Raw genomic sequence first — 23,466 nt, 5'->3', positions numbered from 1 at the left:
CGCGCTCAGCCCTCGATCGTGCGGGGCCGGAGCGGACCGCGCGCCAGCAGGTGCTGCGCGGACTGCGCGACCGGTCGCATCGTGACGAGGTCGAGGTTCACGTGGCCCGGCGCGTTCAGCGCGTAGGCGATGACGTCCGCCACGTCGCCGGCGGTCAGCGGCTGGTCGACGCCGTCGTAGACCTTCTCGGCCGCGGACCGGTCGCCGCCGAGCCGATTGAGCGAGAACTCCTCGGTCTGCACCATACCGGGAGCGACTTCGACGACGCGGATCGGCTCACCGTTCAGTTCGAGCCGCAGGGCGTGCACGAGCATCGCCTCGCCCGCCTTCGCCGCGTTGTACCCGGCGCCTCCCGGGTAGGCGGTCTGCGCGGCGGTCGAGGTGACGTAGACGGTGTCGGCGTGACCGTCGACCTCCGCCGCGCGGCGCAGAAGCGGGAGGAGGGCGGCGGTCACGAGCTGAGCCGAGAGCACGTTGACCTCGAACATCCAGCGCCAGTCGTCGGGGTCACCGTTCTCGACGCGCTGCGTGCCTCGCGCGCCGCCGGCGATGTGGACGAGCGCGTGGACCGGGCCGGTGTCCTCCAGGTGCGCGGCGAGCGCCGCGACATCCGCTTCGCTCGTCAGGTCGGCCGCGTAGGACTGCGATCCGATCTCGGCATCGAGGGCCTCCAGTCGGGCGGCTCGACGCGCCACGCCCACGACGTCCCACCCCGCCGCCCTCAGCGCGCGGACGGCCGCCTCGCCGATCCCCGAGCTCGCACCGGTCACCACTGCACGTCGATTCGCCATGCGCTCAACGCTAGTGACTCCGCGGGCGCCCGCGGACCGCGTCACGTTACGCCGCGTGTCCCGTTCCGTTGTCCCCGTCGGGCGGGACTCGTAACGTCGGTGTCGGGCCCGCGGCATCCGTCGCAGACCACCACCCGACCACACACGCAGGGAGCCATGTCATGTCCGCACCCGAGAACTGGCGCTTCGAGACCAAGCAGATCCACACCGGCGCCGCTCCGGACCCGGTGACCAAGGCCCGCGCCACGCCGATCTACCAGACGACGTCGTACGTCTTCGACAACGCCGACCACGCCGCGAACCTGTTCGCCCTGGCCGAGTTCGGCAACATCTACACGCGCATCCAGAACCCGACGCAGGACGTCCTCGAGCAGCGCCTCGCGGGCCTCGAAGGCGGCACCGGCGCCCTCGTCCTCGCGAGCGGCCAGGCCGCCTCGACCTTCGCGGTCCTCAACATCGCGCAGGCCGGCGACCACATCGTCTCGTCGAGCTCGATCTACGGCGGCACGTACAACCTCTTCAAGTACACGCTCGCCAAGCTCGGCATCGAGACGACGTTCGTCGAGAACCAGGACGACGCCGAGGAGTGGCGCCGCGCCGTCCGCCCGAACACGAAGCTGTTCTTCGCCGAGACGATCGGCAACCCGCAGATCAACGTGCTCGACATCCGCACCGTCGCCGACGTCGCCCACGCCGCCGGCGTGCCGCTCATCGTCGACAACACGATCGCGACGCCGTACCTCATCCGCCCCTTCGAGCACGGTGCCGACATCGTCGTGCACTCGGTCACGAAGTTCCTCGGCGGCCACGGCACGACGATCGGCGGCGTGATCATCGACGGCGGCTCGTTCCCCTGGTCCCAGCACTCCGACCGCTTCCCCGGCCTGACGACGCCGGACGAGTCGTACCACGGGGCGGTGTACACGGATGCCGTCGGTGACGGCCTCGCGTACATCATCAAGGCCCGTGTCCAGCTGCTGCGCGATCTCGGCTCCGCCATCTCGCCGCAGAGCGCGTGGAACCTCATCCAGGGCGTCGAGACGCTGTCGCTGCGCATCGAGCGCCACGTGCAGAACGCGCAGGAGATCGCCGAGTGGCTCGAGAACCACTCCGACGTCGCCTCGGTGAACTACTCGGGCCTGCCCACCTCGCCCTGGTACGCCGCGGCGAACCGCTACGCCCCGAAGGGCGTGGGCGCAGTCCTGTCGTTCGAGCTGAAGGGCGGCGTCTCCGCCGGCCGCGAGTTCGTCAACGCCCTGACCCTGTTCAGCCACCTGGCGAACATCGGCGACGTGCGCTCACTCGTGATCCACCCGGCATCCACCACCCACTCGCAGCTGACACCGGAGCAGCAGCTCACCTCGGGTGTCACCCCGGGCCTCGTCCGGCTGTCGGTGGGCCTCGAGAACATCGAGGATCTGAAGGCCGACCTCGAGCAGGCCCTCGCCGTCGCGCGCCGTCACTCCGAGGCCGCCCGCGCCTGACCTCCCCTCCTCAGGAGACCGACACCCCGCCCGGCCCCGGCCCGGCGGGGTGTCGTGCGTTTGGGCCGATACGCTCGAGACACGACCATGAAACGCTACGGACCTCTTCACGCTGTGCCCGACGGGCTCGCGATCGGCGACCCCGGTCGGCGTCACCTGGTGCTCGGCGCACACACCGTCAGCCACCGAGACGGCGTCACCGTGACGCGGGACATCGGCTGGGCCGAGCTCCGCGGCGCCACCCTGGACCTGCAGACCACCCGCTTCCCCTTCCCCGGAGCGTTCGCGGGCGCGTGGAGTTCGCTCCTGGTCATGATCACGCAGACCGATCCGGAGCTCGACCTGAAACCCGGCACGGCGGTGCTCACGACAAGAGACGAGTCCGTGCGCCTGGAGCTGGACCGACACCATCCCGGCGGCTACTGGCACCCCATCGTCTCGCGGACCCAGCTACTCATGGAGCGTCTGGTCGAGGATGCCGCGTCCCGCTCGTTGCTGCGTCAGCCGGACGTCGTGCTGGCCTCGATCGTCTCTTCGGTACGCCGCGCGCGCGTCGCCTAGCGGTCCGCGCGACGAAGGAGCGCCCGCCGCTTGCGGTGGAGCCGCCACCAGCTGAACGAGCTGCGGGCCTGGATGCGGCCGAGCTCGACGAGACTCGGGAGCCCTCGAGAAGCCAGTTCGCGCGAGATCGCGTCGGAGTCGTCCGTGCTCCCATGCGCCTCGATGACAGCGTGGGCCTGCGTGACGGGTTCGCTCGACAGCGGGTGGGCCGCTATCTGCGCATCCACCTCCGCGATCCGACGAGACAGTTCCTCATGTCGCACGGTGATCACTTCCCCAGGGCGCAAGCGAGCGCGGCGGCGCCGAGGCCGCCCCAGATCGTACCGGTCGCGAAGGCCTGAGTGATCTGCGGCCCCTTGAGGCCGAGTCCGAGGAGGCACTTGAACACCCAGGGGGCGATCCAGATCGGATCCGCCACCACGGGGTAGGCGACCCCCGCCGCACGGTGATCGACGAACTGGATGAGAGTCGAACCGTCCACCTCGTAGTGCGTCGCCACGGGGTCGCCCTCGGCGTCGAGTGCCCACGCTCTCGCGACCACGGCGACGACGGTACCGTCAGCGGCGACGACGACGGCGCCGTCCTCAGTCGATCGCATCGTCTCGCCGGCCCCGAGAGCGACCCTGTATTCGAGATACTCCGGTGCGTCGGCGGAGGCGATCGTCGTCAGCATCTGCACACCCGCATCGCCGACGATCACGGTATTGGTCACGGACTCCCCCGGGTAGGTCACCGCACCTTCCGGGAGGAGGACGGCCTCGCCCGCCGCATGCGCCTCGGGAAGATCGATCGTCAGCGGCGACCGCCCGGGATGATGTATCGACACCCCATCGACCAACCTCGACGGAACACCGACGTCGCCGTGGCTGGTCTGCACCTCCCCCGGACCGGATCCCTCGGCTGCTTCGAGCAGCAGCGAGTCATCCAGGTTCGCCAGCGATTCTGCAGCGACGGCCAGCGAAGCCGAGTCGACGTCGTCGTCCGCCGAAGCGATATTGGGCGCTGCCACGACACTCGACGCAAGGAGCGCTGTGACCAGCGTGAAGGAAGCGGCGTTGCGCCAGGAACGTGTCATCGAGGTCTCTTTCGCGGGGAGCGATCCGGTCGCCGAATGGCGGTTCCCCCGACGCTAGCGAGGGTTCGAAAGACCCCGCGCCCACCTTTCGGTGGAAACTTTCGACGGTGCCGAGCGCGCACGCACCGCGTCCCACGCCCGGGGCCACACACTCCCGTAACACTGCGCTGGCCCTCACCCTCGCCCGGGACAATAGAGGTATGGACTGGCAGACCTCGGAGGACACGGTGCCCTCGGCTCCGGTGACCGAGGCCGACGCCCGGCTGCTGCTCGGGCGCCCGCCGGCGACCGGCGCCTGGCGCGACGGCGACCCGGTCGGCGAGCGGAGGTTCGCGCAGTTCGGCGCGTTCGCCACCGAGAGCGGAGCGAGCCTGCCCGGCATCCGCCTCGCCTACGAGACATGGGGCGAGCTCTCGCCCGCCCGTGACAACGCGGTGCTGATCCTGCACGCCCTGACCGGCGACAGCCACGTCCGCGGCGACGCCGTCCCCGGTCACGCGACGGACGGCTGGTGGGGCGACATCGTGGGCCCCGGCGCCCCGATCGACACCGACCGCTGGTTCGTCGTCGCACCGAACATGCTGGGCGGATGCCAGGGCTCGACCGGCCCCGCGAGCATCGCCCCGGACGGCTACGAGTGGGCGTCCCGGTTCCCGTTCCTCACGATCCGCGACCAGGTCGCCGCGCAGGTCATGCTCGCGGACGCTCTCGGCATCGACGTCTGGGCCGGAGTGATCGGAGGCTCGATGGGCGGCATGCACGCCCTCGAGTGGGCCGTGACGCACCCGCAACGGGTCGAGCGCCTGGGCGTGCTGTGCTCGCCGCCGACGACGACCGCTGATCAGGTCGCGCTGAACTCCGTGCAGCTCGCGGCGATCCAGATGGACCCGCGCTTCGCCGGCGGCTCCTACTACGACGCCCCCGACGGCGACGGACCCCACCGTGGCCTGTCGCTCGCGCGGCGCATGGCGCTGTTGAACTACCGCACGCCCACCGAACTCAACCAGCGGTTCCAGCGGTCATGGCAGTCCGACAAGAGCCCCTTCGGCGAGGGTGGACGGTACGCCGTCGAGAGCTACCTCGACTTCCACGGCAACCGCTTCACGCGGCGGTTCGACGCCAACTCCTACCTCACCCTCGTCGAGGCGATGAACTCGCACGACGTCGGCCGTGACCGCGGTGGCGTCGAGGACGCCCTCGCCCGCGTGACGGCGCGCACCCTCGTCCTCGGGGTCGACAGCGACCGGCTGTTCCCGGTCGAAGGGCAGCACCGCATCAGCCGCGGCATCCGGACCACCATCGACGACGACACGGTCGTCCTCGCGAGCGATTTCGGTCACGACGGGTTCCTCATCGAGACCGAACCCGTCGGACGCCACCTGCGACGCCTGCTCGAGAGCTGACGCCCGCTACCTCGGCGACAGGTCGGGCGAGATCCGCGTGCCGAACGTGTGGCGGAGCGCCGACCGCGCCGCGTGCCAGCCGGCGAGGCCATGCACGCCGGGACCGGGACTCGTCGACGCCGAGCACAGGTAGACCCCGTCGAGAGGGGTGCGCCATGGATCCGGCGACACGACCGGCCGCTTCAGCAGCTGCCACAGCGCGGGCGCTCCCGCCGCGATGTCGCCGCCGGGGTAGTTCGGATTCTCGGCCTCGACCTCGACGGCGTTCCGGGAGTTCACCCCGACGATCAGGTCGCGGAAGCCCGGGGCGAACCGCTCGATCTGCCGGATGACGGCCTCGGCGCGGTCGGCGGTGCTGCCGGACGGCACGTGCGTGTACGTCCAGAGCACGTGAGCGCCCGCCGGCGCGCGGGACGGGTCGAACCCCGACGGCTGGGCCACCAGGACGTAGGGCGCATCCGGCAGTCCGCCGCGCGAGATGAGGTTCTCGGATGCCGCCATCTCGGCGCGCGTGCCGCCGACGTGCACCGTGCCCGCCGAGCGGACCTCCTCGTTCGCCCACGGGACCGGTCCCGACAGGGCGAAGTCGACCTTCGCGACCGCCCCGCCGTAGCGGAAACGCTCGAGAGCGCCCCGGTACCCGCTGGGCACGTCGTCGCCCGCGATCCGCAGGAAGTCGCGCGGGACGACGTCGAGGAGCACCGCCCGGGCGGCGGGGAGCTCCCGCAGCGACCCGACCTCGTGGTCGGTGACGATTTCACCGCCGTGCGCGCGCAGGTCGTCGGCCATTGCGTCGACGATGCTCTGGCTGCCGCCGATCGGGATCGGCCAGCCGCGCGCGTGACCGTAGGTCGAGAGCGCGAGACCCGCGCCGGCGGCGGCGAGACTCGGCAGGGCGAGGATCGTGTGCGCGGCGACGCCCGTGAGCAGGGCGGGTGCGGCATCCTCCCGGAACCGGGCGTTCCACGCTCCGCTCCCCTGCTCCAGGGTCCGCAGGCCGAACCACACGGCCGCGACGGGATCGGCGGGCACGCGGATGAGCGCGTGCCCCGTGAAGTCCGCGACACCGGACGCATGGTCCACGAGCGGACGCATCAGGCGGGCGTACGCGTCGCCGTCGCGGCCGAGCGTGGCGGCTGTGCGGTCGAGGTCGCGGTAGGCGATCGCCGCGCGTCCGCCGTCGAGCGGCTGCGCGAACGAGGCCTCCGGGACGGCGAAGTCCACCCGCTGCCGCAGCCCGAACTCGCGGAAGAACCGACTCTCGAACGCGAGCGGGTGCACCGCCGAGCAGACGTCGTGCCGGTACCCGGGGAGCGTCATCTCCATCGTCCGCGCGCCGCCGCCGATGGTGCCGCCCTTCTCGTACACACGCACGGCGAGGCCGGCACGGGCCAGCGTGACCGCGGCGGCGAGCCCATTCGGGCCCGCCCCGACGATGATCGCGTCGAGGTCGCTCACTCGCCGACGCCCTCGTCCTCGGCGGTGGTCTCATCGGTCGGTCGCGCGGCACGCCCCTCGGCGAGGTAGGCGAGGCGGTGCAGGGTCTCCTCGTTCCGCAGCTGCAGGCCGAGGTCGAGGAGCGCCGTCGGGATGAGGCTTCCGGGTCCGGCGACGGCCTCCTCCTGGATTCGCACGACAGCACCGTCCGGGTGCGGCCTCACCTGGATGTCGACCTGCGCCTCGCCCATCGGCCACCCCTTCGCGCGGAGGAGGATGTGACGCGGCGGGTCGTAGGCCAGCACCTCGGTCTCGTCGTTGATGAGGACCGGCCACACACCGAACGAGTGGTGCAGGTCCGAACCCACCCGAGGCCAGGTCTCGGCGACCTCGCGCATCCGCGACGCGCCGACGACCCACGAGGGGAAGAGCCACCCGTCGGCGAGGACGGCGAAGACGTCGTCAGGAGTGCAGGCGAACACACGCGAGTTGCGGGACATGCCTCGACGCTATCGACTCGCGGTGCGCGCGACGGACGGGGTTGCGCCCTCCCCCGGAGCGTGTCAGCGAACGGCCGGCGTTCGCGCCGCGGTGCGGCGCTCGACCGTGACGCTGACGATCCCGATCACGAGTCCGCCCAGGGCGAGCAGCAGGCCGACCCAGACGGGGGCGGTGTAGCCGAGCCCTGCGGCGATGACCGCACCGCCGAGGGCGGCGCCGACGGCGTTGCCCGTGTTGAACGCGGAGTGGTTGAGGGCGGCGGCGATCGACTGGTTGTCGCCGGCGACGTCCATGAGCCGTGTCTGCACGGTGGGGCTCACGGCCGACGACGCGAATGCCACCGCGAAGACGAAGACGATCACGGTCACGATCCAGCCCGACGTCAGTGCCAGCAGGAGCTGCGTGACCACGAGGAGGCCGAGGAGCCCGAGCATCGATCGGACGAGGTTGACGTCGGCGAGATGACCGCCGACGAGGTTCCCGGCGGTCATCCCGAGTCCCAGCACGACGAGCACGATCGGAACGAGCCAGGCGGGCGCCCCCGCCGCCTCGGTCACGAGCGGCGAGACGTACGTGTAGACGGCGAAGAAGCCGCCGAAACCGATCGCGCCGATCCCGAGCGCGAACCAGACCTGCGGGATGCGGAACACCTTGAGCTCCGCGCGCAGCGTCCGCGACGGCTCACCGGCTCGGTGCGGCACGGTCAGGGCGATCGCGACCGTCGCTGCGGCGAAGATGACGACGACCATGACGAACGCCCAGCGCCAGCCGAGGTTCTGGCCGAGGAACGTGCCGAGCGGTACACCGACGACGTTGGCGACCGTCAGTCCCGTGAGGACGAAGGCGATGCCCTTGGCACGGTTGCCCGGCCCCATGACGTCGGCGGCGACGAGGGCGCCGATCCCGAAGTAGGCGCCGTGCGGAAGACCGGCCAGCAGACGGGATGCCGCGACCAGCTCGAACGTCGGCAGGATCAGCGTCAGCGCGTTGCAGAGCGTCAGCGCACCGGCGAGGAGGATCATGACCCGGTGTCGCGGGTATTTCGCGACGGATGCCGCGATCGTCGGGGCTCCGATCACGACGCCGAGCGCATAGAGCGTGATGAGCCAGCCCGCCTGGGCGATGGCATCCTCCTGCGATGCGGCCCACGCCGTGGGCAGCAGTTCGCGCGCGATCTCGGGGAGGAGCCCCATGACGACGAACTCCGTCATCCCGATGGCGAAGCTGCCGACGGCGAGCGCCAGCAGCGCGCGGCGGGGGCGGGTGGGAGCGGACGTCACTCCGGGATCGTAGTCCCGCTCCCCTCCTGGGGACGAATCGATTCGAGCGCGGACTCGAGACGCTCGATCTTGCCGTCGATCTCACCCGTGTAGCCGGGGCGGATGTCGGCTTTCAGGACGAGCGAGACGCGGGAGCCGAACGGCTGCACGGCGGCGACGGCGCCCTTGACGACGGCCATCACCTCGTCCCACTCCCCTTCGATCTCGGTGAACATGCTCGTGGTCCGGTGCGGCAGGCCCGAGGCGCGGACGACGGCGACGGCGGCGGCGACCGCGTCGTGGACGGAACCGTCCGGGTTGCCGTTCCCGGACGGGGCGACGGAGAAGGCGACGATCATGGGGACCTCCGGATCAGGGGATGGAGCGGGCGGGGAGACGGCACAGGCGCACGACCATCCACACCATCAGCACGGCCAGTGCGAGGTTCCGGAGGGTCAGCACACTCACGGCGACGATCTCGGGCGAGACGATGCCGTTGTAGAGCACGGGATAGACGAGCTGCGTCAGCGCGGCGGACGCGAGGACGAGGATGCCGGGTGCCATCCACCGGCGACGGTCCACCACGAGCCCGAAGACGACGATCGCGAACAGCCACGTCTGGAACTGCGGCGAGCCGACCTTGTTGACGACGATGAGGACGGTCGTGAGCGCGAGCCCCAGGGCGGGGAAGAGCCGCACGAACGGCACCTTCCTCCGGACCTTGACGACGCCGATGGCGACGACCGCGGCGGCGGCCAGCACGAGAGCCGGGGTCATGAGCGCCGACACGACGCTCAGCAGCGGCCCGGTGACCTGGAAGGTGAGGATCCCCTGGTCGTAGTAGACCGTCCACCCGTCGGCTCCGAGCAGCGCGCCCCACAGGTACACGGCGCTCACCGGCGCCTCGACCTGGAGCCCTCGCCCGGTCTGCCCGCTGACGAAGCCGAGCGCGTGGTCGGCACCGCCCGCGGCGACGACGATCCCCAGGATGAGCGCACTGACGAGGGCGCCGGCCCCGATGATGACGCTCCGTCGACGCACGGCGACGACGGCCGCCCCGATGAGTGCCGCCGGCCAGATCTTGATCCAGGTCGCTGCGGCGAGCAGCGCTCCGGCGATACCCGGCCGGCGCAGCAGCCACAGGCATCCGAGGATCGCGAGCGGAACCGACACGCCGTCGATCCGGTACATCCCGACGGGCCCGAGGGCGACGATCGCGGCGAGCCAGAAGACCGCGGCCGTGAGACGACCGCGCGAGCGTCCGGCGCCGATCAGCACGGCGAAGGCGACCCCGTCGACGGCTGTCACGAGGATCGCCCACCCGACGGTGTAGCTCCCGACGAGCGCTCCGGGCAGGTGTGCGAGGAGCATCGGCAGGAGCGCGAGGTGCGGATAGACCCAGTCCTGCGTGACACCGACGATCCCGCCGCCCGAGAAGACGGCGCGCGACCAGGGTTCGTAGACCCGGTAGACATCGCCCATGGGCTCGTTCGGCAGCAGGAAGCCGAGAGCGCCGACGAAGAGGTGGACGAGGGCGAACGCGGCCCAGAGCAGCACGCGGTTCGTCACGCCCTCCAGCCTAGGGCGACGCGCCGGTGTCACCCCGCGAGAGCCGCCGCGACGGCGTGCGGCAGGTGCTCGGCGACGTCGAGCGCGACGATCGGTCCGCCGCCGTTCGCTGCGACGGCGAGCGCGGCCGCGTGCCCGTGCAACCAGACGGCGGATGCCGCGGCCCGCTGCAGTGCGCCGAGGTCGGCCGGCGACGTCCCGTGCCCGATGACACCGGCGACCACGGCGCCGACGGTTCCCGCGAGGACGTCGCCCGTCCCGGCGGTCGCCAGCCACGAGGTCGGCGCGGTGATCTCGATCGGCGCGATCCCGGGTGCGGCGACGACCGTGGTCGCCCCCTTCCGGACGACGACACCGCCGAGCGCGGCGGACGTCTCCGCAGGGTCGTCGACCTCCGGGTCGAGTGCCAGCATCTGCCGCAGCCGGGCGTGCTCGCGTCCGTGCGGCGTCGCCACGACGGGCGCCGATGCTCCGGCGGCCAGGTCCAGGGCTCCCGCATCCACGACGACCGGTGCCTCGCCGGAGAGGATGCCCCGGAGCGCCGCACGTTCGCGCGCGGAGCGGTGGGCGGCATCCGTCCCGGACCCGATGACCCACGCCTGCACGCGGCCGTCCGCCGTCACGGTCTCGGGCCGACGGGCCAGGACGTGATCGGCTGCGCGCTCGGGTCCGAGGTAGCGCACCATGCCGACGCCGGTGCGCCAGGCGGCCTCGACGCCGAGCACCGCAGCTCCCGGGAACGCGGCAGATCCGGTCCGCATCCCGACCACACCGCGGGAATACTTGTCGTCGTCGGCCGTTGGCTCGGTGAGGACCGCTGCAGTGTCCGCACCGTTCCACCCCTGCGCCGTCATGGCGCCCACCCTATGCGACGGAGTCCGCTCATGACCCTCCTCTTCCGCCCGCTCGAGCTGTCCGGTACGACCGCCCGCAACCGCCTCTGGGTCTCGCCCATGTGCCAGTACTCCGCCGTCGACGGTGTGCCGAACGACTGGCACCACGTGCACCTCGCGCAGTTCGCGAACGGCGGTGCCGGGGTGGTCATCGCCGAGGCGACGGCCGTCGTGCCCGAGGGACGGATCACCCCGTCCGACACCGGGCTGTGGAACGACGCGCAGCGGGATGCCTGGGCCCCCATCGTCGCGGCGATCCACTCCCGCGGTGCCTTCGCGGGCGTGCAGCTCGCGCACGCGGGGCGGAAGGCCTCGACGCACCGTCCGTTCGACGACGCTCGCGGCAGCGTCGCCCCCGCCGACGGCGGCTGGACGACCGTCGCCCCCTCCGCCGTCGCGTTCGACGGCTACGCCGAGCCGGTCGCCCTCGACGCGAGCGGCATCGACGCCCTCGTGGTCGCGTTCGGCGACGCCGCCCGCCGCGCGGACGAGGCCGGTTTCGACCTGCTCGAGGTGCACGCGGCGCACGGCTACCTGCTGCACCAGTTCCTCTCGCCGCTGTCTAACGAGCGCACCGACGAGTACGGCGGGTCGCTGGAGAACCGCGCCCGCCTCCTCCTCCGCGTCGTCGACGCGGTCCGGGATGCCGCGCCCCGCCGCACCCTCGCGGTGCGCTTCTCGGCGACCGATTGGGCCGACGGCGGCTGGGGCGTCGACGAGACCGCGACGGTCGCCGGCTGGGTCGGCGAGCGCGGCGCGAGCGTCATCGACATCTCGACGGGCGGACTGGTCGCGCACCAGAAGATCACGACGGGACCGGGGTACCAGGTCCCGTTCGCGGCGACCGTCCGCGAACGGACCGGGCTCCTCGTGACGGCGGTCGGCGAGATCCTCGATGGCCCGCAGGCCGAGGCCGTCCTCCAGGACGGCCTCGCCGATGCGGTCATGATCGGCCGCGGCTGGCTGCGGAACCCGAACTTCGCCCTGCAGGCCGCGGACGACCTCGGCGACGCGGAGGCTGCGACGCTCTGGCCGCCGCAGTACCTCCGCGCCCGCCGGCGCTGAGCCTGGTCAGAGGCGGCGCGTCGCGTCGTGCACTTCGCCGACGAGCTCCTCGATGATGTCCTCGAGGAACAGCACCGCGGTCGTCTCCCCCGCCGTGTCGCGGACCTGAGCGAGGTGCCGACTCGAGCGACGCATGAGCGCGAGCGCGTCCTCGAGGTCGGTGGTCTCGCCGATCGGGATCATGTGGTGGATCCGCTTGGGTTTGATCGGCTGCGCGACGGTGTTCTCGGAGTCGTCCCCCTCGGCCGCGCGCAGCACGTCCTTCAGGTGGACGTAACCGAGCGGCATCCCCTCGTCGTCGACGATCACGTACCGCGAGAACCCGTGCCGGGCGACGGCCCGTTCGATCTCGTCGGGCGTGGTGTTCTCGGGCAGGGTCACGAGCTCCGAGAGCGGAACCGCGACATCCTTCGCCTTCTTGTCGGTGAACTCGACCGCCATCGCAACCGCGCCTGACGCATCGTCGAGCACGCCCTCGATGCGGGACTGGTTGACGATCGTCGCGACCTCGTCGAGCGTGAAGGTCGAGGCGGCCTCGTCCTTCGGCTCGACGCGGAACAGCCGCACGATGTGGTTCGCGATCCAGTTGAGCGCCACGATGATCGGGTGGAAGACCCGCGAGACGAACACGAGCGGGGGCGCGAGCAGGAGCACGGCGCGATCCGGCAGCGAGAACGCGAGGTTCTTGGGGACCATCTCGCCGAACACGACGTGCAGGTACGACACCAGCAGCAGCGCGATGACGAAGCCCGTGACGTCGACGACCGCGTACGGCAGGCCGATGGCTTCCAACGGCACCGCCAGCAGGTGGTGGATCGCCGGCTCCGAGACGTTCAGGATGAGCAGCGAGCAGATGGTGATGCCGAGCTGACACGTCGCCAGCATGAGCGTGGCGTGCTCCATCGCCCAGAGCGCGGTCTTGGCCGACCGCGACCCCTTCTCGGCCAGTGGCTCGATCTGCGATCGTCGCGCCGAGATGACGGCGAACTCCGCGCCGACGAAGAAGGCGTTCGCCACGAGGAGGACGACGAGCCACGCGATTCCAGCCCAGTCGTTCATCGCCGCTCACCCCTCTCCGTCTCAGCGCCGACCGGCACGGGAGCGGGCACGAACTTCACGCGGTCGACTCGGCGGCCGTCCATCCGCTGCACGGTGATGGTCCCGTCGTCGAGGGTGATCTGGTCGCCCACGGCGGGGATGCGTTCCAGTGTGGCCATGATGAAGCCGCCGACCGTGTCGTAGACGTCCCCCTCGGGGACGCGGATGCCGGTGCGGTCGAGCACCTCGTCGGGCCGGAGGTCACCGGGGAAGATGATGGACCCCTTGCCGCGGACGACGCCCGCACGGTTGCGGTCGTGCTCGTCGAGCACCTCCCCGACGATCTCCTCGACGAGGTCCTCGAGGGTGACGACGCCGGCGGTGCCGCCGTACTCGTCGACGACGATCGCCATCTGGTAGCCGCGGGAGCGCAGCTCCGACATCAGCCCGTCGAGGTGCACCGCTTCGGGGACGCGCAGCGGCTCCTCCGCGATCGCGGCGGCCGGCACGTCGGCGCGTCGCTCGCGCGGCACCGAGACGGCCTGCTTCAGGTGGACGATGCCCGTGATGTCGTCCATCGACTCGCCGTAGACGGGGAACCGGCTGTGGCCGGTGCGCCGGGCGAGCTGGACGACCTCTTCGACGCTGTCGTCCGCGGCGACGGCGTGGACGCTCGGCCGCGGGGTCATGACGTCGGCCGTCGTCAGGCGCGAGAAGGTCAGCGTGCGATCGAGCAGCGACGCGGTGTCCTTCTCGAGGACGCCCGCACTCGCCGAGCGCCGGACGAGACTCGAGAGCTCCTCTGCCGTGCGCGCGCCGGAGAGCTCCTCCTTGGGCTCGACGCCCATCGCCCGCAGCACCGCGTTCGCGCTGCCGTTGAGCACCTGGATCGCGGGCTTGAAGACGGTCGTGAAGACGGTCTGGAACCCCATGACGAGCTTCGCCGTCTGGCGGGGAACCGCGAGCGCGAAGTTCTTGGGGACCAGCTCGCCGATGATCATCGAGAAGATCGTGGCGGTCGCCATGGCGATCACGGTCGAGATGGGGCGGGATGCCGCTTCGGGAAGACCCCAGACGCGGAACACCGGATCCAGCAGGTTCGACAGCGCCGGTTCCATCGTGTAACCGGTGAGGAGCGTGGTCAGCGTGATGCCGAGCTGCGCGCTCGAGAGGTGCGTCGACGTGATCCGGAGCGCGTTGATCGTGAGAGAGAGTCGGCTCTCACCGGCGGCGCGGCGCGCTTCGAGGTCGGCGCGATCGAGGTTGACCAGTGCGAACTCGCTGGCCACGAACAGGCCGGTTCCCACGGTCAGGAGCAGCCCCACGCCCAACATGACGTAGTCCATCACACGTCACCCCCGATCATCGGGGAGCAGGGTCGGTGGGGCGAAGGTCTACTGGGAGGGTCGTCCATTGTGGGGACGATTCTACGGCACCGCGCGCCTCGCGCGCGTGCGCTCTTTCACCAGCTGACCGGCAGAGCCTTGCCCTCCTCATACCCGGCCGCCGACTGGAAGCCGACCGTCGCCCGCTCGTGGAAATCGGGCACGGTCGCCGCGCCCGCGTAGGTGAAGGACGACCGGACCCCCGAGGTGATCATGTCGAGCAGGTCCTCGACGCTCGGGCGGAGCGGGTCGAGGTAGATCCGCGACGATGAGATGCCCTCGGCGAACAGTTCCTTGCGCGCGCGCTCGAACGGGTCGAGGCGGCCGAACCGGCCCTGGACGGCCTTGGTCGAGGCCATGCCCCACGACTCCTTGAACACGCGACCCTCGGCGTCGACCCGGAGGTCACCGGGCGCCTCGATCGTGCCGGCGAACCACGATCCGATCATGACGGATGCCGCGCCCGCCGCCAGCGCGAGGGCGACGTCGCGGGGGTAGCGGACGCCGCCGTCCGCCCACACGTGCGCGCCGACCGCGGCGGCGGCCTCGGCCGTTTCGAGCACCGCCGAGAACTGCGGACGCCCCACGGCCGTCATCATGCGGGTGGTGCACATCGCGCCGGGACCGACCCCGACCTTCAGAATGGTGGCGCCGGCCTCGACGAGGTCGCGGACGCCCTCAGCGGTCACGACGTTCCCCGCGACGATCGGGAGGCCGAGGTCCTCCGCAGCGACCGCGCGGAGGGCACGGATCATGCTCTCCTGATGCCCGTGCGCGGTGTCGACCACGAGCGCGTCGACGCCGGCGGCGGCGAGCGCGCGGGCCTTCGCCGCGACGTCGCCGTTGATCCCGACGGCGGCCGCCACGATGAGGCGCCCGTCGGCGTCCACGGCGGGACGGTAGAGCGACGAGCGCAGGGCGGTCCGCCGCGACAGGGTTCCCACGAGGTGGCCGTGCTGCAGCACGGTGACGAGGTCGGCATCCGCCGCGATGAGCAGGTCGAAGGCGGCCCGGGCGGAGTCGACGTCGTCAGCGTCGATGGATGCCGCGCGCCCGCGCACCAGGTCACCGAGGCGCGCATCGGGCAGAGCCGTGCCGAGCCGCTCGGCCGGAACGATGCCGAGGATGTCGTCGACGTGGATCCGCCCCGTGGCGGACGTCACGACGACGCCGTGCCCCGAGGACGGCGGGAGAAGGGCAGCCGCGTCCGAGACGAGCGCGTCGGGCGACAGGACGAGCGGCGTGTCCCAGCTCACCGGCTGCTCCTTCACCCAGCGGATGCCGGCATCCACATCCTGCAACGCCATGTCCTGCGGCAGGACGGCGAGACCGCCTCGCCGGGCGAGCGTCGCCGCCAGCCGCGGGCCGGTGACGGAGTTCATGTTCGACGCGACGATCGGGATCGTGGCGCTCGTGGCGTCGCCCGGCGAGAGGTCCACGTCGAGTCGACTCGTGACATCCGATCGTCGGGGAACGAGGAACACGTCGGAGTAAGTCAGGTCGCCTGCGGGCCGCTCGCCGGAGAAGTGCATACACCCACGCTAGGCGACGCGGAACCCCCGCGTCCGAGCCGTCGGCGCGGGTCGGAGGGGGGACAACCTGGGATACCCTTGACGTCTGTGCGCGAGGCCGCGCGAGGCCCGCACAATTTCGAACGTCGACGACGAAAGCAGGCGGAACCGTGTCCAGTCAGGCGACCGGCGTGGGAACTACGAGCGACGGGGAGTTCGGAGCCAACGAATGGCTCGTCGCAGAGCTGTACGAGCAGTACAGCCGGGACAAGAACTCGGTGGACAAGGAGTGGTGGCCGATCCTCGAGGCCTACACCCCCGACGCCCCGTCGACGGGCGCTCCCGCCGAGGCTGCGGCACCGACGGCATCCGCCCCCGCCGCCCCGACGTCTGCGGCATCCGCTTCCGCCGCCGAGGCCCGCCCCGCCGCCACCGGCGCGCAGCCCGTGGCACGCACCACCGCACGCCCGGCGGCACCGCAGCCGATCCCCGCCGAGGCGCCCAAGGCCGCCCCGTCCGCGGAGAAGGCGACCCTCGAGGACACGGTCACCCCGCTCCGCGGCCTGCCCAAGACCCTCGCCGCGAACATGGACGAGTCGCTCACCGTCCCGACGGCGACGAGCGTTCGCACGATCCCCGCGAAGCTGATGATCGACAACCGCATCGTCATCAACAACCACATGTCGCGCACGCGCGGCGGCAAGGTGAGCTTCACCCACATCATCGGGTGGGCGCTGATCCAGGCGCTGAAGGCCTTCCCGACGCAGAACGTCTACTACGCCGAGGTCGACGGCAAGCCGTCGGTCGTCGCCCCCGCTCACATCAACCTGGGCATCGCGATCGACCTTCCGAAGCCGGACGGCACGCGTGCCCTCATGGTGCCGAGCATCAAGCAGGCCGAGACTCTGACCTTCGGCGAATACCTGACCGCCTACGAGGACCTGGTCCAGCGCGCCCGCAAGAACAAGCTGACCGCCGCCGACTTCCAGGGCACGACGGTGTCCCTCACCAACCCCGGCGGGATCGGCACGGTGCACTCCGTGCCGCGTCTGATGAAGGGTCAGGGCTGCATCATCGGCGCCGGCGCCCTCGACTACCCGGCCGAGTTCCAGGGCGCGAGCGAGAAGACGCTGGGCGAGCTCGGCATCGGCAAGACCATCACCCTCACGAGCACCTACGACCACCGCGTCATCCAGGGTGCCGGCTCGGGTGAGTTCCTGAAGATCGTGCACCAGCTGCTGATCGGCCAGGAGGGGTTCTACGACGACATCTTCGCGGCCCTCCGCATCCCGTACTCCCCCATCCGCTGGTCGAGCGACATCAAGGTCGACATCGCCGAGCGCGTCGACAAGACGGCACGTGTCCAGGAGCTCATCAACTCCTACCGCGTCCGCGGCCACATGATGGCCGACATCGACCCCCTCGAGTACGTGCAGCGCACGCACCCCGACCTCGAGATCGAGAACCACGGGCTGACCTTCTGGGACCTCGACCGCGAGTTCGTCACGAACGGGTTCGGCGGCAAGCGCACGATGAAGCTCCGGGACATCCTCGGGATCCTGCGCGACTCGTACTGCCGCACCGTCGGTGTCGAGTACATGCACATCCAGGACCCGACGCAGCGCAAGTGGTTCCAGGACAACCTCGAGGTCAAGTACCAGAAGCCCGGCCACGACGAGCAGCTGCGCGTCCTCGGCAAGCTGAACGAGGCCGAGGCCTTCGAGACCTTCCTGCAGACCAAGTTCGTCGGCCAGAAGCGCTTCAGCCTCGAAGGCGGCGAGTCGCTCGTGCCGCTGCTGGACCAGATCCTCCAGGGCGCGGCATCCGAGGGCCTCGACGGAGCCGCCATCGCGATGGCGCACCGCGGTCGCCTCAACGTCCTCACCAACGTCGCCGGCAAGACCTACAGCCAGATCTTCCGCGAGTTCGAGGGATCGGTGGCCGTCGGCTCCAAGAGCGGCTCGGGCGACGTCAAGTACCACCTGGGCACCCAGGGCACCTTCGTCGCCGACGGCGGCGAAGAACTCCCCGTCTACCTCGCCGCGAACCCCTCGCACCTCGAGACCGTCGACGGCGTCCTCGAGGGCATCGTCCGCGCCAAGCAGGACCGCCTCCCCATCGGATCGTTCTCGTGGCTCCCGATCCTCGTCCACGGCGACGCGGCCTTCGCGGGCCAGGGTGTCGTCATGGAGACGCTGCAGATGTCGCGCCTGCGCGGCTACCGCACCGGCGGCACGGTCCACGTCGTGGTCAACAACCAGGTCGGCTTCACGACCCTCCCGCTCGACGCCCGCACGTCGATCTACGCCACCGACGTCGCCAAGACGATCCAGGCGCCGATCTTCCACGTGAACGGCGACGACCCCGAGGCCGTCGTGCACGTCGCCGAGCTCGCGTTCCGCTACCGCCAGGAGTTCAACCGCGACGTCGTCATCGACCTCGTCTGCTACCGGCGCCGCGGCCACAACGAGGGCGACGACCCCTCGATGACGCAGCCCCTCATGACGAACCTCATCGAGGCGAAGCGCTCGGTCCGCAAGCTCTACACCGAGGCCCTCGTCGGACGCGGCGACATCACCGAGGAGGAGTACGACAAGGCGAAGCAGGACTTCCAGAATCGCCTCGAGATCGCCTTCGCCGAGATCCACGCGGCGCAGACCGGCACCTCGCCCGTCGTCAGCGCCGACGCCCCGGCGGAGCCCGCCGTCGGCGAGCCGGACTCCACCGCCGTCAGCCGCGACGTCATCGAGCGCATCGGCGACGCCTTCGTGAACAAGCCCGAGGGCTTCACGGTGCACACGAAGCTCCAGCAGCTGCTCGACAAGCGCCAGGACATGAGCCGCAACGGCAAGATCGACTGGGGCTTCGGCGAACTGCTCGCCTTCGGCTCGCTCCTCGTCGAGGGGTCGAACGTGCGCCTGGCCGGTCAGGACGTCCGTCGCGGCACGTTCGTAACGCGCCACGCCGTCATGCACGACCGGGCGAACGGCCAGGAATGGCTGCCGCTCGCCAATCTGAGCGACAACCAGGGCCGGTTCTACGTGTACGACTCGCTGCTCAGCGAGTACGCGGCGATGGCCTTCGAGTACGGCTACTCCGTCGAACGAGCCGACACCCTCACCCTGTGGGAGGCCCAGTTCGGCGACTTCGCCAACGGGGCGCAGTCGGTGATCGACGAATTCATCTCCTCCGCTGAGCAGAAGTGGGGCCAGCAGTCGGGTGTCGTGCTCCTGCTCCCCCACGGGTACGAAGGCCAGGGACCGGACCACTCGTCGGCCCGCATCGAGCGCTATCTGCAGATGTGCGCGCAGGACAACATGACGGTCGCCCGTCCCTCGACGCCCGCGTCCTACTTCCACCTGTTGCGTCGCCAGGCCTACGCCCGTCCGCGCCGACCCCTCGTGGTCTTCACGCCGAAGGCCATGCTGCGCCTGCGGAACGCGACGAGCTCCGTCGACGACTTCCTCGAGGGCAAGTTCGAGCCGGTGATCGACGACCACCGCTCCCTCGACCGCGAGTCCGTCACCCGCGTGCTGCTGCACGCCGGCAAGATCCACTGGGACCTCGTTGCTGAGCTCGAGAAGAATCCGAACGAGAAGGTCGCGCTGGTCCGGCTGGAGCAGTACTACCCGGCCCCGATCGAGCAGCTCAACGCGGTCCTCGACAGCTACCCGAACGCGGAGCTGTACTGGGTCCAGGAGGAGCCGGAGAACCAGGGCGCCTGGCCGTTCATCGCCCTCGAGGTCGTGAAGCACCTGCACGGGCGCACGATCAAGCGGATCTCGCGGTCCTCGGCGGCATCCACCGCCACCGGATCGCCGAAGGTCCACGCGCGCCAGCACGCCGAGATCATGGAGCAGGCGCTCGGCTTCTGACCCCGAGCACGAAGAAGGCCCCGCCTCGGCGGGGCCTTCTTCGTGTCGAGGGTCGAGACGTCAGTGGTGGGTGGCCTGCTCCGCACGCAGACGCGCCAGCACCTGGTCACGCAGGTCCTCAGGCGCGGCCTCTTTGCAGGCACGCGCGACGACGGCTGTCAGGGTCGTCGCCACGAGGGCTTCGTCCCGACAGGCGGCGCAGTTCTCGAGGTGCTCGGTGATGTCGGCGTGACGGGTGTTGCAGACCTCGTTGCGCAGGTACTCCTCGAGATCCTTCTGGGCTTTGTCGCAACCGCAGTCGGTCATTTCGCACTCCTTGTGGCGGGCACCTCGATGCCACGCTCCTTCGCATAGTCGGACAGCAGGTCGCGGAGCTGGCGTCTGCCTCGGTGCAGACGGCTCATGACCGTGCCGATGGGGGTTTTCATGATGTCCGCGATCTCCTGATACGCGAACCCTTCGACGTCCGCGAGGTACACGGCCAGTCGGAAGTCTTCGGGAAGGGACTGCAGCGCATCCTTGACGACGGATGCCGGCATGTGGTCGATCGCTTCGGCTTCGGCCGACCGCGCCGACGACGCCGTCGTCGATTCCGCGCCGCCGAGCTGCCAGTCCTCGAGGTCGTCGATGGTGCCCTGGTAGGGCTCGCGCTGCTTCTTGCGGTACGTATTGATGTACGTGTTCGTGAGGATCCGGTACAGCCACGCCTTGAGGTTCGTGCCCTGCGTGAAGGACGCCCAAGCGGCGAACGCCTTGACGAAGGTCTCCTGCACCAGGTCCGACGCATCGGCGGGGTTGCGGGTCATCCGCATCGCCGCTGCGTAGAGCTGATCCATGAAGGGGAGCGCCTGCTCCTCGAACTGGGTACGCGGGTCTTCGACCGCCTGATCGTTCATCGCCCGCAAGTCTACGTCCGCCCATTCGGCGAGTTCGGGCGCATCCACTGTTGCGATCATCGCGCTCCTCTCCCCTGGCGTGCACGTCACCGACATGAAGCTCCAACGAGCACGGGGCTGGGGCTATTCCCAGCTTTCCGTGGAGCTACGGCTCAGCCGACGCCGACGGGGATGATGACGTCGCTCACGACGATGTCAGGATGCCGGTGCGAGAGGTTTGGCGCAGGGGAATCACGCGAGGGGGTCGATGTCGCCGTCGTGTCGCGTCGGTGTCGCAGATTCGAGACACCGTCGTGACACCGTCCTCGTCGGCGGCGACGCCCCGTTCAGTAGGCTGGACGCGATGAGCGACGCCCCTTCCTCCCCCGCCACCACCGCCGCGTCCGGGTCGTGGCCGGCTCCCACGCCGACCGAGCCGGTCCATGCGCGCGTCTCCGTCCCGGGGTCCAAGTCTCTGACGAACCGCGAGCTGGTCCTCGCGGCGATCGCCGACGGCCCGAGCCTTGTGAAGGGCGCGCTCCACTCCGACGACTCCGCGCGCATGATCGAGGCGCTGCGCGCCCTCGGCGTCTCGATCGAGCCCGTCCCCGGGGACTCGCCCTTCGGTCCCGACCTCGACGTCACCCCGCCCGCCCGCTTCACGGGAGGAACGACGATCGACTGCGGTCAGGCCGGGACGGTCATGCGTTTCGTCTCCCCCATCGCCGGTCTCGCGGTCGGGGACGTGCACGTGACGGCGCACCCCACCGCGATGCACCGCCCGATGGGCGCGATGATCCACGCCCTCCGCGAGGTCGGCGCCGACATCGATGACGCCGGAAGCTGGTCGCTCCCGTTCGAGGTCCGTGGCCATGGCCACATCCGCGGCGGCGAGGTGACGATCGACGCGAGCCAGTCCAGCCAGTTCGTCTCGGGCCTGCTCCTGGCCGCGGCCCGGTTCGACGTGGGACTCCGCCTGATCCACGACGGCGAACGCCTCCCGAGCCTGCCGCACATCGAGATGACGGTCGAAGCCCTCGCCCGCCGGGGTGTCCACGTCGAGCACCCGACTCCGAACGAGTGGGTCGTCCCCGCCGGGCCCGTCCGCGGCAAGGATGTCGCGATCGAACCCGACCTCTCGAACGCCGCGCCGTTCCTCGCTGCGGCGATCCTGACGGGAGGGTCGGTGACCGTGCCCGGATGGCCCGCCCACTCGACGCAGCCCGGTGCCCTGCTGGCCGACATCCTGCCCGTCATGGGCGCCCACGTCTCGCGCCGTGCGGGCGCGCTGACCGTCACCTCCGGCGACCGCATCGCGGGCGTCGACCTCGACCTCTCGGCCGCGAGCGAGCTCACCCCGACCCTGTTCGCCCTCGCGGCGTTCGCCGATGCTCCGACGACCTTCCACGGCATCGGGCACATCCGCGGTCACGAGACCGATCGCATCGCCGCTCTCGTCGCGAACCTCCGCGAGCTCGGTGGCGAGGCGGAGGAGCGGGAGGACGGCATCCACATCGCCCCCCGTCCGCTCCACGGCGGCGTCTGGCGCGCACACCACGATCACCGCATCGCGACAGCCGGAGCCGTCATCGGGCTCCGGGTGCCGGGAGTCGTGGTCGACGACATCGGGACGACGGCGAAGACCATGCCCGAATTCCCCCAGCTGTGGGCGGACATGCTCGCGTGAGCTGGCTCAACGACGACGACGATGACGACCTCGATTTCGACGAGGCCGACATCCGGATGCGCCCCAATCCGAAGGCCAACCGGCCTCGCACCAAACGCCGACCCGCTCACGCCGATGCCCGGATCGCCCGCGTCCTCGGCGTCGACCGTGGCCGCTACACGGTGCTCGTCGACGAGGACGGCCCCGACGAGCACCAGATCCTCGCCTCCCGGGCGCGGGAGCTCCGCAAGCAGCCGATCGTCAACGGCGACCGCGCCCGCGTGGTGGGCGACACGTCCGGAGACGACGGCACGCTCGCGCGCATCGTCGGCATCGAAGAGCGATCCTCGCTCCTGCGCCGCAGCGCGGACGACACCGACCACATCGAGCGGATCATCGTCGCCAATGCCGACCAGCTGCTCATCGTGGTCGCCGCCGCCGACCCCGAGCCGCGGCCGCGGCTGGTGGACCGCTATCTGATCGCCGCGTTGGATGCCGGGATGCATCCCATGCTCGTCGTCACCAAGACCGACCTCGCCGATCCGACCGCGTTCCTCGGCCATTTCGAAGGTCTCGACGATCTCGAGGTCTTCACGAGCGGTCGCGACGCGATGCCCGTGGATCTCATCGGCGAACGGCTGTCGGGCCACTCGACGGTCTTCGTCGGCCACTCCGGCGTCGGCAAGTCCACGCTCGTGAACGCCCTGGTCCCGGATGCGCTCCGCGCGATCGGACACGTGAACGAGGTCACCGGACGCGGGCGTCACACCTCGAGCTCGGCGGTCTCGCTGCGATACGCGGGTGAGAACGGCCGCGGATGGGTCATCGACACCCCGGGGGTCCGCTCGTTCGGCCTCGGACACGTCGACCCCGCCAACATCCTCCGCGCCTACACCGATTTGGCCGCCATCGCCGAGGAGTGCCCGCGCGGGTGCACGCACCTGCCCGACGCTCCCGATTGCGCGATCGCCGAGGCGGTGGCGGAGGGACGCCTGGGCGAGCGCGGACCGGCGCGGCTGGATTCCCTGCAACGGCTGCTGGCGACGTTCGCGACCTGATCGCCGCGCCTAAAATGGAC

At 70.6% G+C, this 23,466-nt stretch carries 21 protein-coding genes; 7 read left to right on the top strand and 14 right to left on the bottom strand.

All coding sequences use genetic code 11. The annotated features are described in order from the left end of the window. Positions 1–5: 5 nt before the first annotated feature. Positions 6–791: an SDR family oxidoreductase gene (locus MRBLMI1x_RS08245; protein ID WP_181900434.1), complete on the bottom strand. Its 786-nt coding sequence runs from the start codon at positions 789–791 to the stop codon at positions 6–8. 161 nt (positions 792–952) lie between these two features. Here MRBLMI1x_RS08245 and MRBLMI1x_RS08240 point away from each other — a divergent pair, with 161 nt between their 5' ends. Together MRBLMI1x_RS08240 and MRBLMI1x_RS08235 are read left to right on the top strand one after the other, a co-directional pair. Continuing rightward, positions 953–2,275, top strand: a complete 1,323-nt coding sequence (locus MRBLMI1x_RS08240) for a bifunctional o-acetylhomoserine/o-acetylserine sulfhydrylase (protein ID WP_116228641.1) — start codon at positions 953–955, stop codon at positions 2,273–2,275. Between the two features lie 87 nt (positions 2,276–2,362). After that, positions 2,363–2,836, top strand: a complete 474-nt coding sequence (locus MRBLMI1x_RS08235; protein WP_311869953.1) for a hypothetical protein — start codon at positions 2,363–2,365, stop codon at positions 2,834–2,836. Here MRBLMI1x_RS08235 and MRBLMI1x_RS08230 read toward each other — a convergent pair. Then, positions 2,833–3,099, bottom strand: a complete 267-nt coding sequence (locus MRBLMI1x_RS08230; protein ID WP_256335307.1) for a hypothetical protein — start codon at positions 3,097–3,099, stop codon at positions 2,833–2,835. The genes MRBLMI1x_RS08235 and MRBLMI1x_RS08230 overlap by 4 nt on opposite strands. A 5-nt stretch (positions 3,100–3,104) precedes the next feature. Then, complete coding sequence (locus MRBLMI1x_RS08225) at positions 3,105–3,911, bottom strand: hypothetical protein (protein WP_018188684.1); 807 nt, start codon at positions 3,909–3,911, stop codon at positions 3,105–3,107. Between the two features lie 200 nt (positions 3,912–4,111). On the opposite strand from MRBLMI1x_RS08225, the gene metX reads away from it, so the two are divergent. Further along, complete coding sequence (gene metX / locus MRBLMI1x_RS08220) at positions 4,112–5,314, top strand: homoserine O-acetyltransferase MetX (RefSeq protein WP_018188685.1); 1,203 nt, start codon at positions 4,112–4,114, stop codon at positions 5,312–5,314. A gap of 6 nt (positions 5,315–5,320) precedes the next feature. On the opposite strand, the gene MRBLMI1x_RS08215 is transcribed toward metX, so the two are convergent. The 6 genes from MRBLMI1x_RS08215 to MRBLMI1x_RS08190 form a co-directional block, all read right to left on the bottom strand. Further along, positions 5,321–6,772, bottom strand: a complete 1,452-nt coding sequence (locus MRBLMI1x_RS08215; protein ID WP_363458053.1) for a phytoene desaturase family protein — start codon at positions 6,770–6,772, stop codon at positions 5,321–5,323. Next, the gene (locus MRBLMI1x_RS08210) at positions 6,769–7,251 is read right to left on the bottom strand and encodes an SRPBCC family protein (RefSeq protein ID WP_363458050.1); all 483 of its coding nucleotides are present in this window, start codon (positions 7,249–7,251) and stop codon (positions 6,769–6,771) included. Before MRBLMI1x_RS08210 ends, MRBLMI1x_RS08215 begins: the two co-directional genes overlap by 4 nt. Before the next feature lie 63 nt (positions 7,252–7,314). Beyond that, positions 7,315–8,532, bottom strand: coding sequence for an MFS transporter (locus tag MRBLMI1x_RS08205; RefSeq protein WP_363458047.1), 1,218 nt, complete (start codon positions 8,530–8,532; stop codon positions 7,315–7,317). Next, positions 8,529–8,870, bottom strand: coding sequence for a thiamine-binding protein (locus tag MRBLMI1x_RS08200; RefSeq protein ID WP_363458044.1), 342 nt, complete (start codon positions 8,868–8,870; stop codon positions 8,529–8,531). Before MRBLMI1x_RS08200 ends, MRBLMI1x_RS08205 begins: the two co-directional genes overlap by 4 nt. A gap of 13 nt (positions 8,871–8,883) precedes the next feature. Beyond that, positions 8,884–10,080, bottom strand: a complete 1,197-nt coding sequence (locus MRBLMI1x_RS08195) for a hypothetical protein (RefSeq protein ID WP_363458041.1) — start codon at positions 10,078–10,080, stop codon at positions 8,884–8,886. Positions 10,081–10,109: 29 nt separating this feature from the next. After that, a complete protein-coding gene (locus MRBLMI1x_RS08190) occupies positions 10,110–10,943 on the bottom strand; it encodes an ADP-dependent NAD(P)H-hydrate dehydratase (RefSeq protein WP_363458038.1) in 834 nt (277 codons plus the stop codon). Between the two features lie 21 nt (positions 10,944–10,964). On the opposite strand from MRBLMI1x_RS08190, the gene MRBLMI1x_RS08185 reads away from it, so the two are divergent. Continuing rightward, positions 10,965–12,038: an NADH:flavin oxidoreductase/NADH oxidase gene (locus MRBLMI1x_RS08185; RefSeq protein WP_363458035.1), complete on the top strand. Its 1,074-nt coding sequence runs from the start codon at positions 10,965–10,967 to the stop codon at positions 12,036–12,038. 6 nt (positions 12,039–12,044) lie between these two features. On the opposite strand, the gene MRBLMI1x_RS08180 is transcribed toward MRBLMI1x_RS08185, so the two are convergent. The 3 genes from MRBLMI1x_RS08180 to MRBLMI1x_RS08170 all read right to left on the bottom strand — a co-directional run bounded on the left by MRBLMI1x_RS08180 (position 12,045) and on the right by MRBLMI1x_RS08170 (position 15,993). Further along, entirely contained in the window at positions 12,045–13,097 is a 1,053-nt protein-coding gene (locus MRBLMI1x_RS08180; protein WP_020096778.1) for a hemolysin family protein, read from the bottom strand. Then, positions 13,094–14,422 (bottom strand): hemolysin family protein, encoded by a 1,329-nt coding sequence (locus MRBLMI1x_RS08175; protein WP_363458031.1) that lies wholly within the window; start codon positions 14,420–14,422, stop codon positions 13,094–13,096. Before MRBLMI1x_RS08175 ends, MRBLMI1x_RS08180 begins: the two co-directional genes overlap by 4 nt. 116 nt (positions 14,423–14,538) lie before the next feature. Beyond that, on the bottom strand, positions 14,539–15,993 hold the full coding sequence (locus MRBLMI1x_RS08170; protein ID WP_363458028.1) for a GuaB1 family IMP dehydrogenase-related protein: 1,455 nt from the start codon (positions 15,991–15,993) through the stop codon (positions 14,539–14,541). A 149-nt stretch (positions 15,994–16,142) separates the two neighbouring features. Here MRBLMI1x_RS08170 and MRBLMI1x_RS08165 point away from each other — a divergent pair, with 149 nt between their 5' ends. Continuing rightward, positions 16,143–19,847, top strand: coding sequence for a multifunctional oxoglutarate decarboxylase/oxoglutarate dehydrogenase thiamine pyrophosphate-binding subunit/dihydrolipoyllysine-residue succinyltransferase subunit (locus MRBLMI1x_RS08165; RefSeq protein ID WP_363458025.1), 3,705 nt, complete (start codon positions 16,143–16,145; stop codon positions 19,845–19,847). A 60-nt stretch (positions 19,848–19,907) separates the two neighbouring features. Here the strand turns inward: MRBLMI1x_RS08165 and MRBLMI1x_RS08160 are convergent, their stop codons facing one another. Together MRBLMI1x_RS08160 and MRBLMI1x_RS08155 are read right to left on the bottom strand one after the other, a co-directional pair. Further along, positions 19,908–20,153: a zf-HC2 domain-containing protein gene (locus MRBLMI1x_RS08160; RefSeq protein ID WP_018188697.1), complete on the bottom strand. Its 246-nt coding sequence runs from the start codon at positions 20,151–20,153 to the stop codon at positions 19,908–19,910. After that, entirely contained in the window at positions 20,150–20,803 is a 654-nt protein-coding gene (locus MRBLMI1x_RS08155) for a sigma-70 family RNA polymerase sigma factor (RefSeq protein WP_028497349.1), read from the bottom strand. The genes MRBLMI1x_RS08160 and MRBLMI1x_RS08155 overlap by 4 nt, the downstream gene beginning before the upstream one ends. A 283-nt stretch (positions 20,804–21,086) precedes the next feature. On the opposite strand from MRBLMI1x_RS08155, the gene aroA reads away from it, so the two are divergent. Both aroA and rsgA read left to right on the top strand, forming a co-directional pair. Further along, positions 21,087–22,409 carry a 3-phosphoshikimate 1-carboxyvinyltransferase gene (aroA, locus tag MRBLMI1x_RS08150; protein WP_363458020.1) on the top strand — a complete coding sequence of 441 codons (1,323 nt, stop codon included), beginning with the start codon at positions 21,087–21,089 and terminating at the stop codon, positions 22,407–22,409. Beyond that, the gene (gene rsgA, locus MRBLMI1x_RS08145) at positions 22,406–23,446 is read left to right on the top strand and encodes a ribosome small subunit-dependent GTPase A (protein ID WP_020665408.1); all 1,041 of its coding nucleotides are present in this window, start codon (positions 22,406–22,408) and stop codon (positions 23,444–23,446) included. Before aroA ends, rsgA begins: the two co-directional genes overlap by 4 nt. Positions 23,447–23,466 lie beyond the last annotated feature (20 nt).

Origin of the sequence: Microbacterium sp. LMI1x-1-1.1, from assembly GCF_040676205.1 — a bacterium.
GTDB classification, from domain to species: domain Bacteria; phylum Actinomycetota; class Actinomycetes; order Actinomycetales; family Microbacteriaceae; genus Microbacterium; species Microbacterium aquilitoris.
This window is presented reverse-complemented; position numbering and strand designations above follow the sequence as displayed.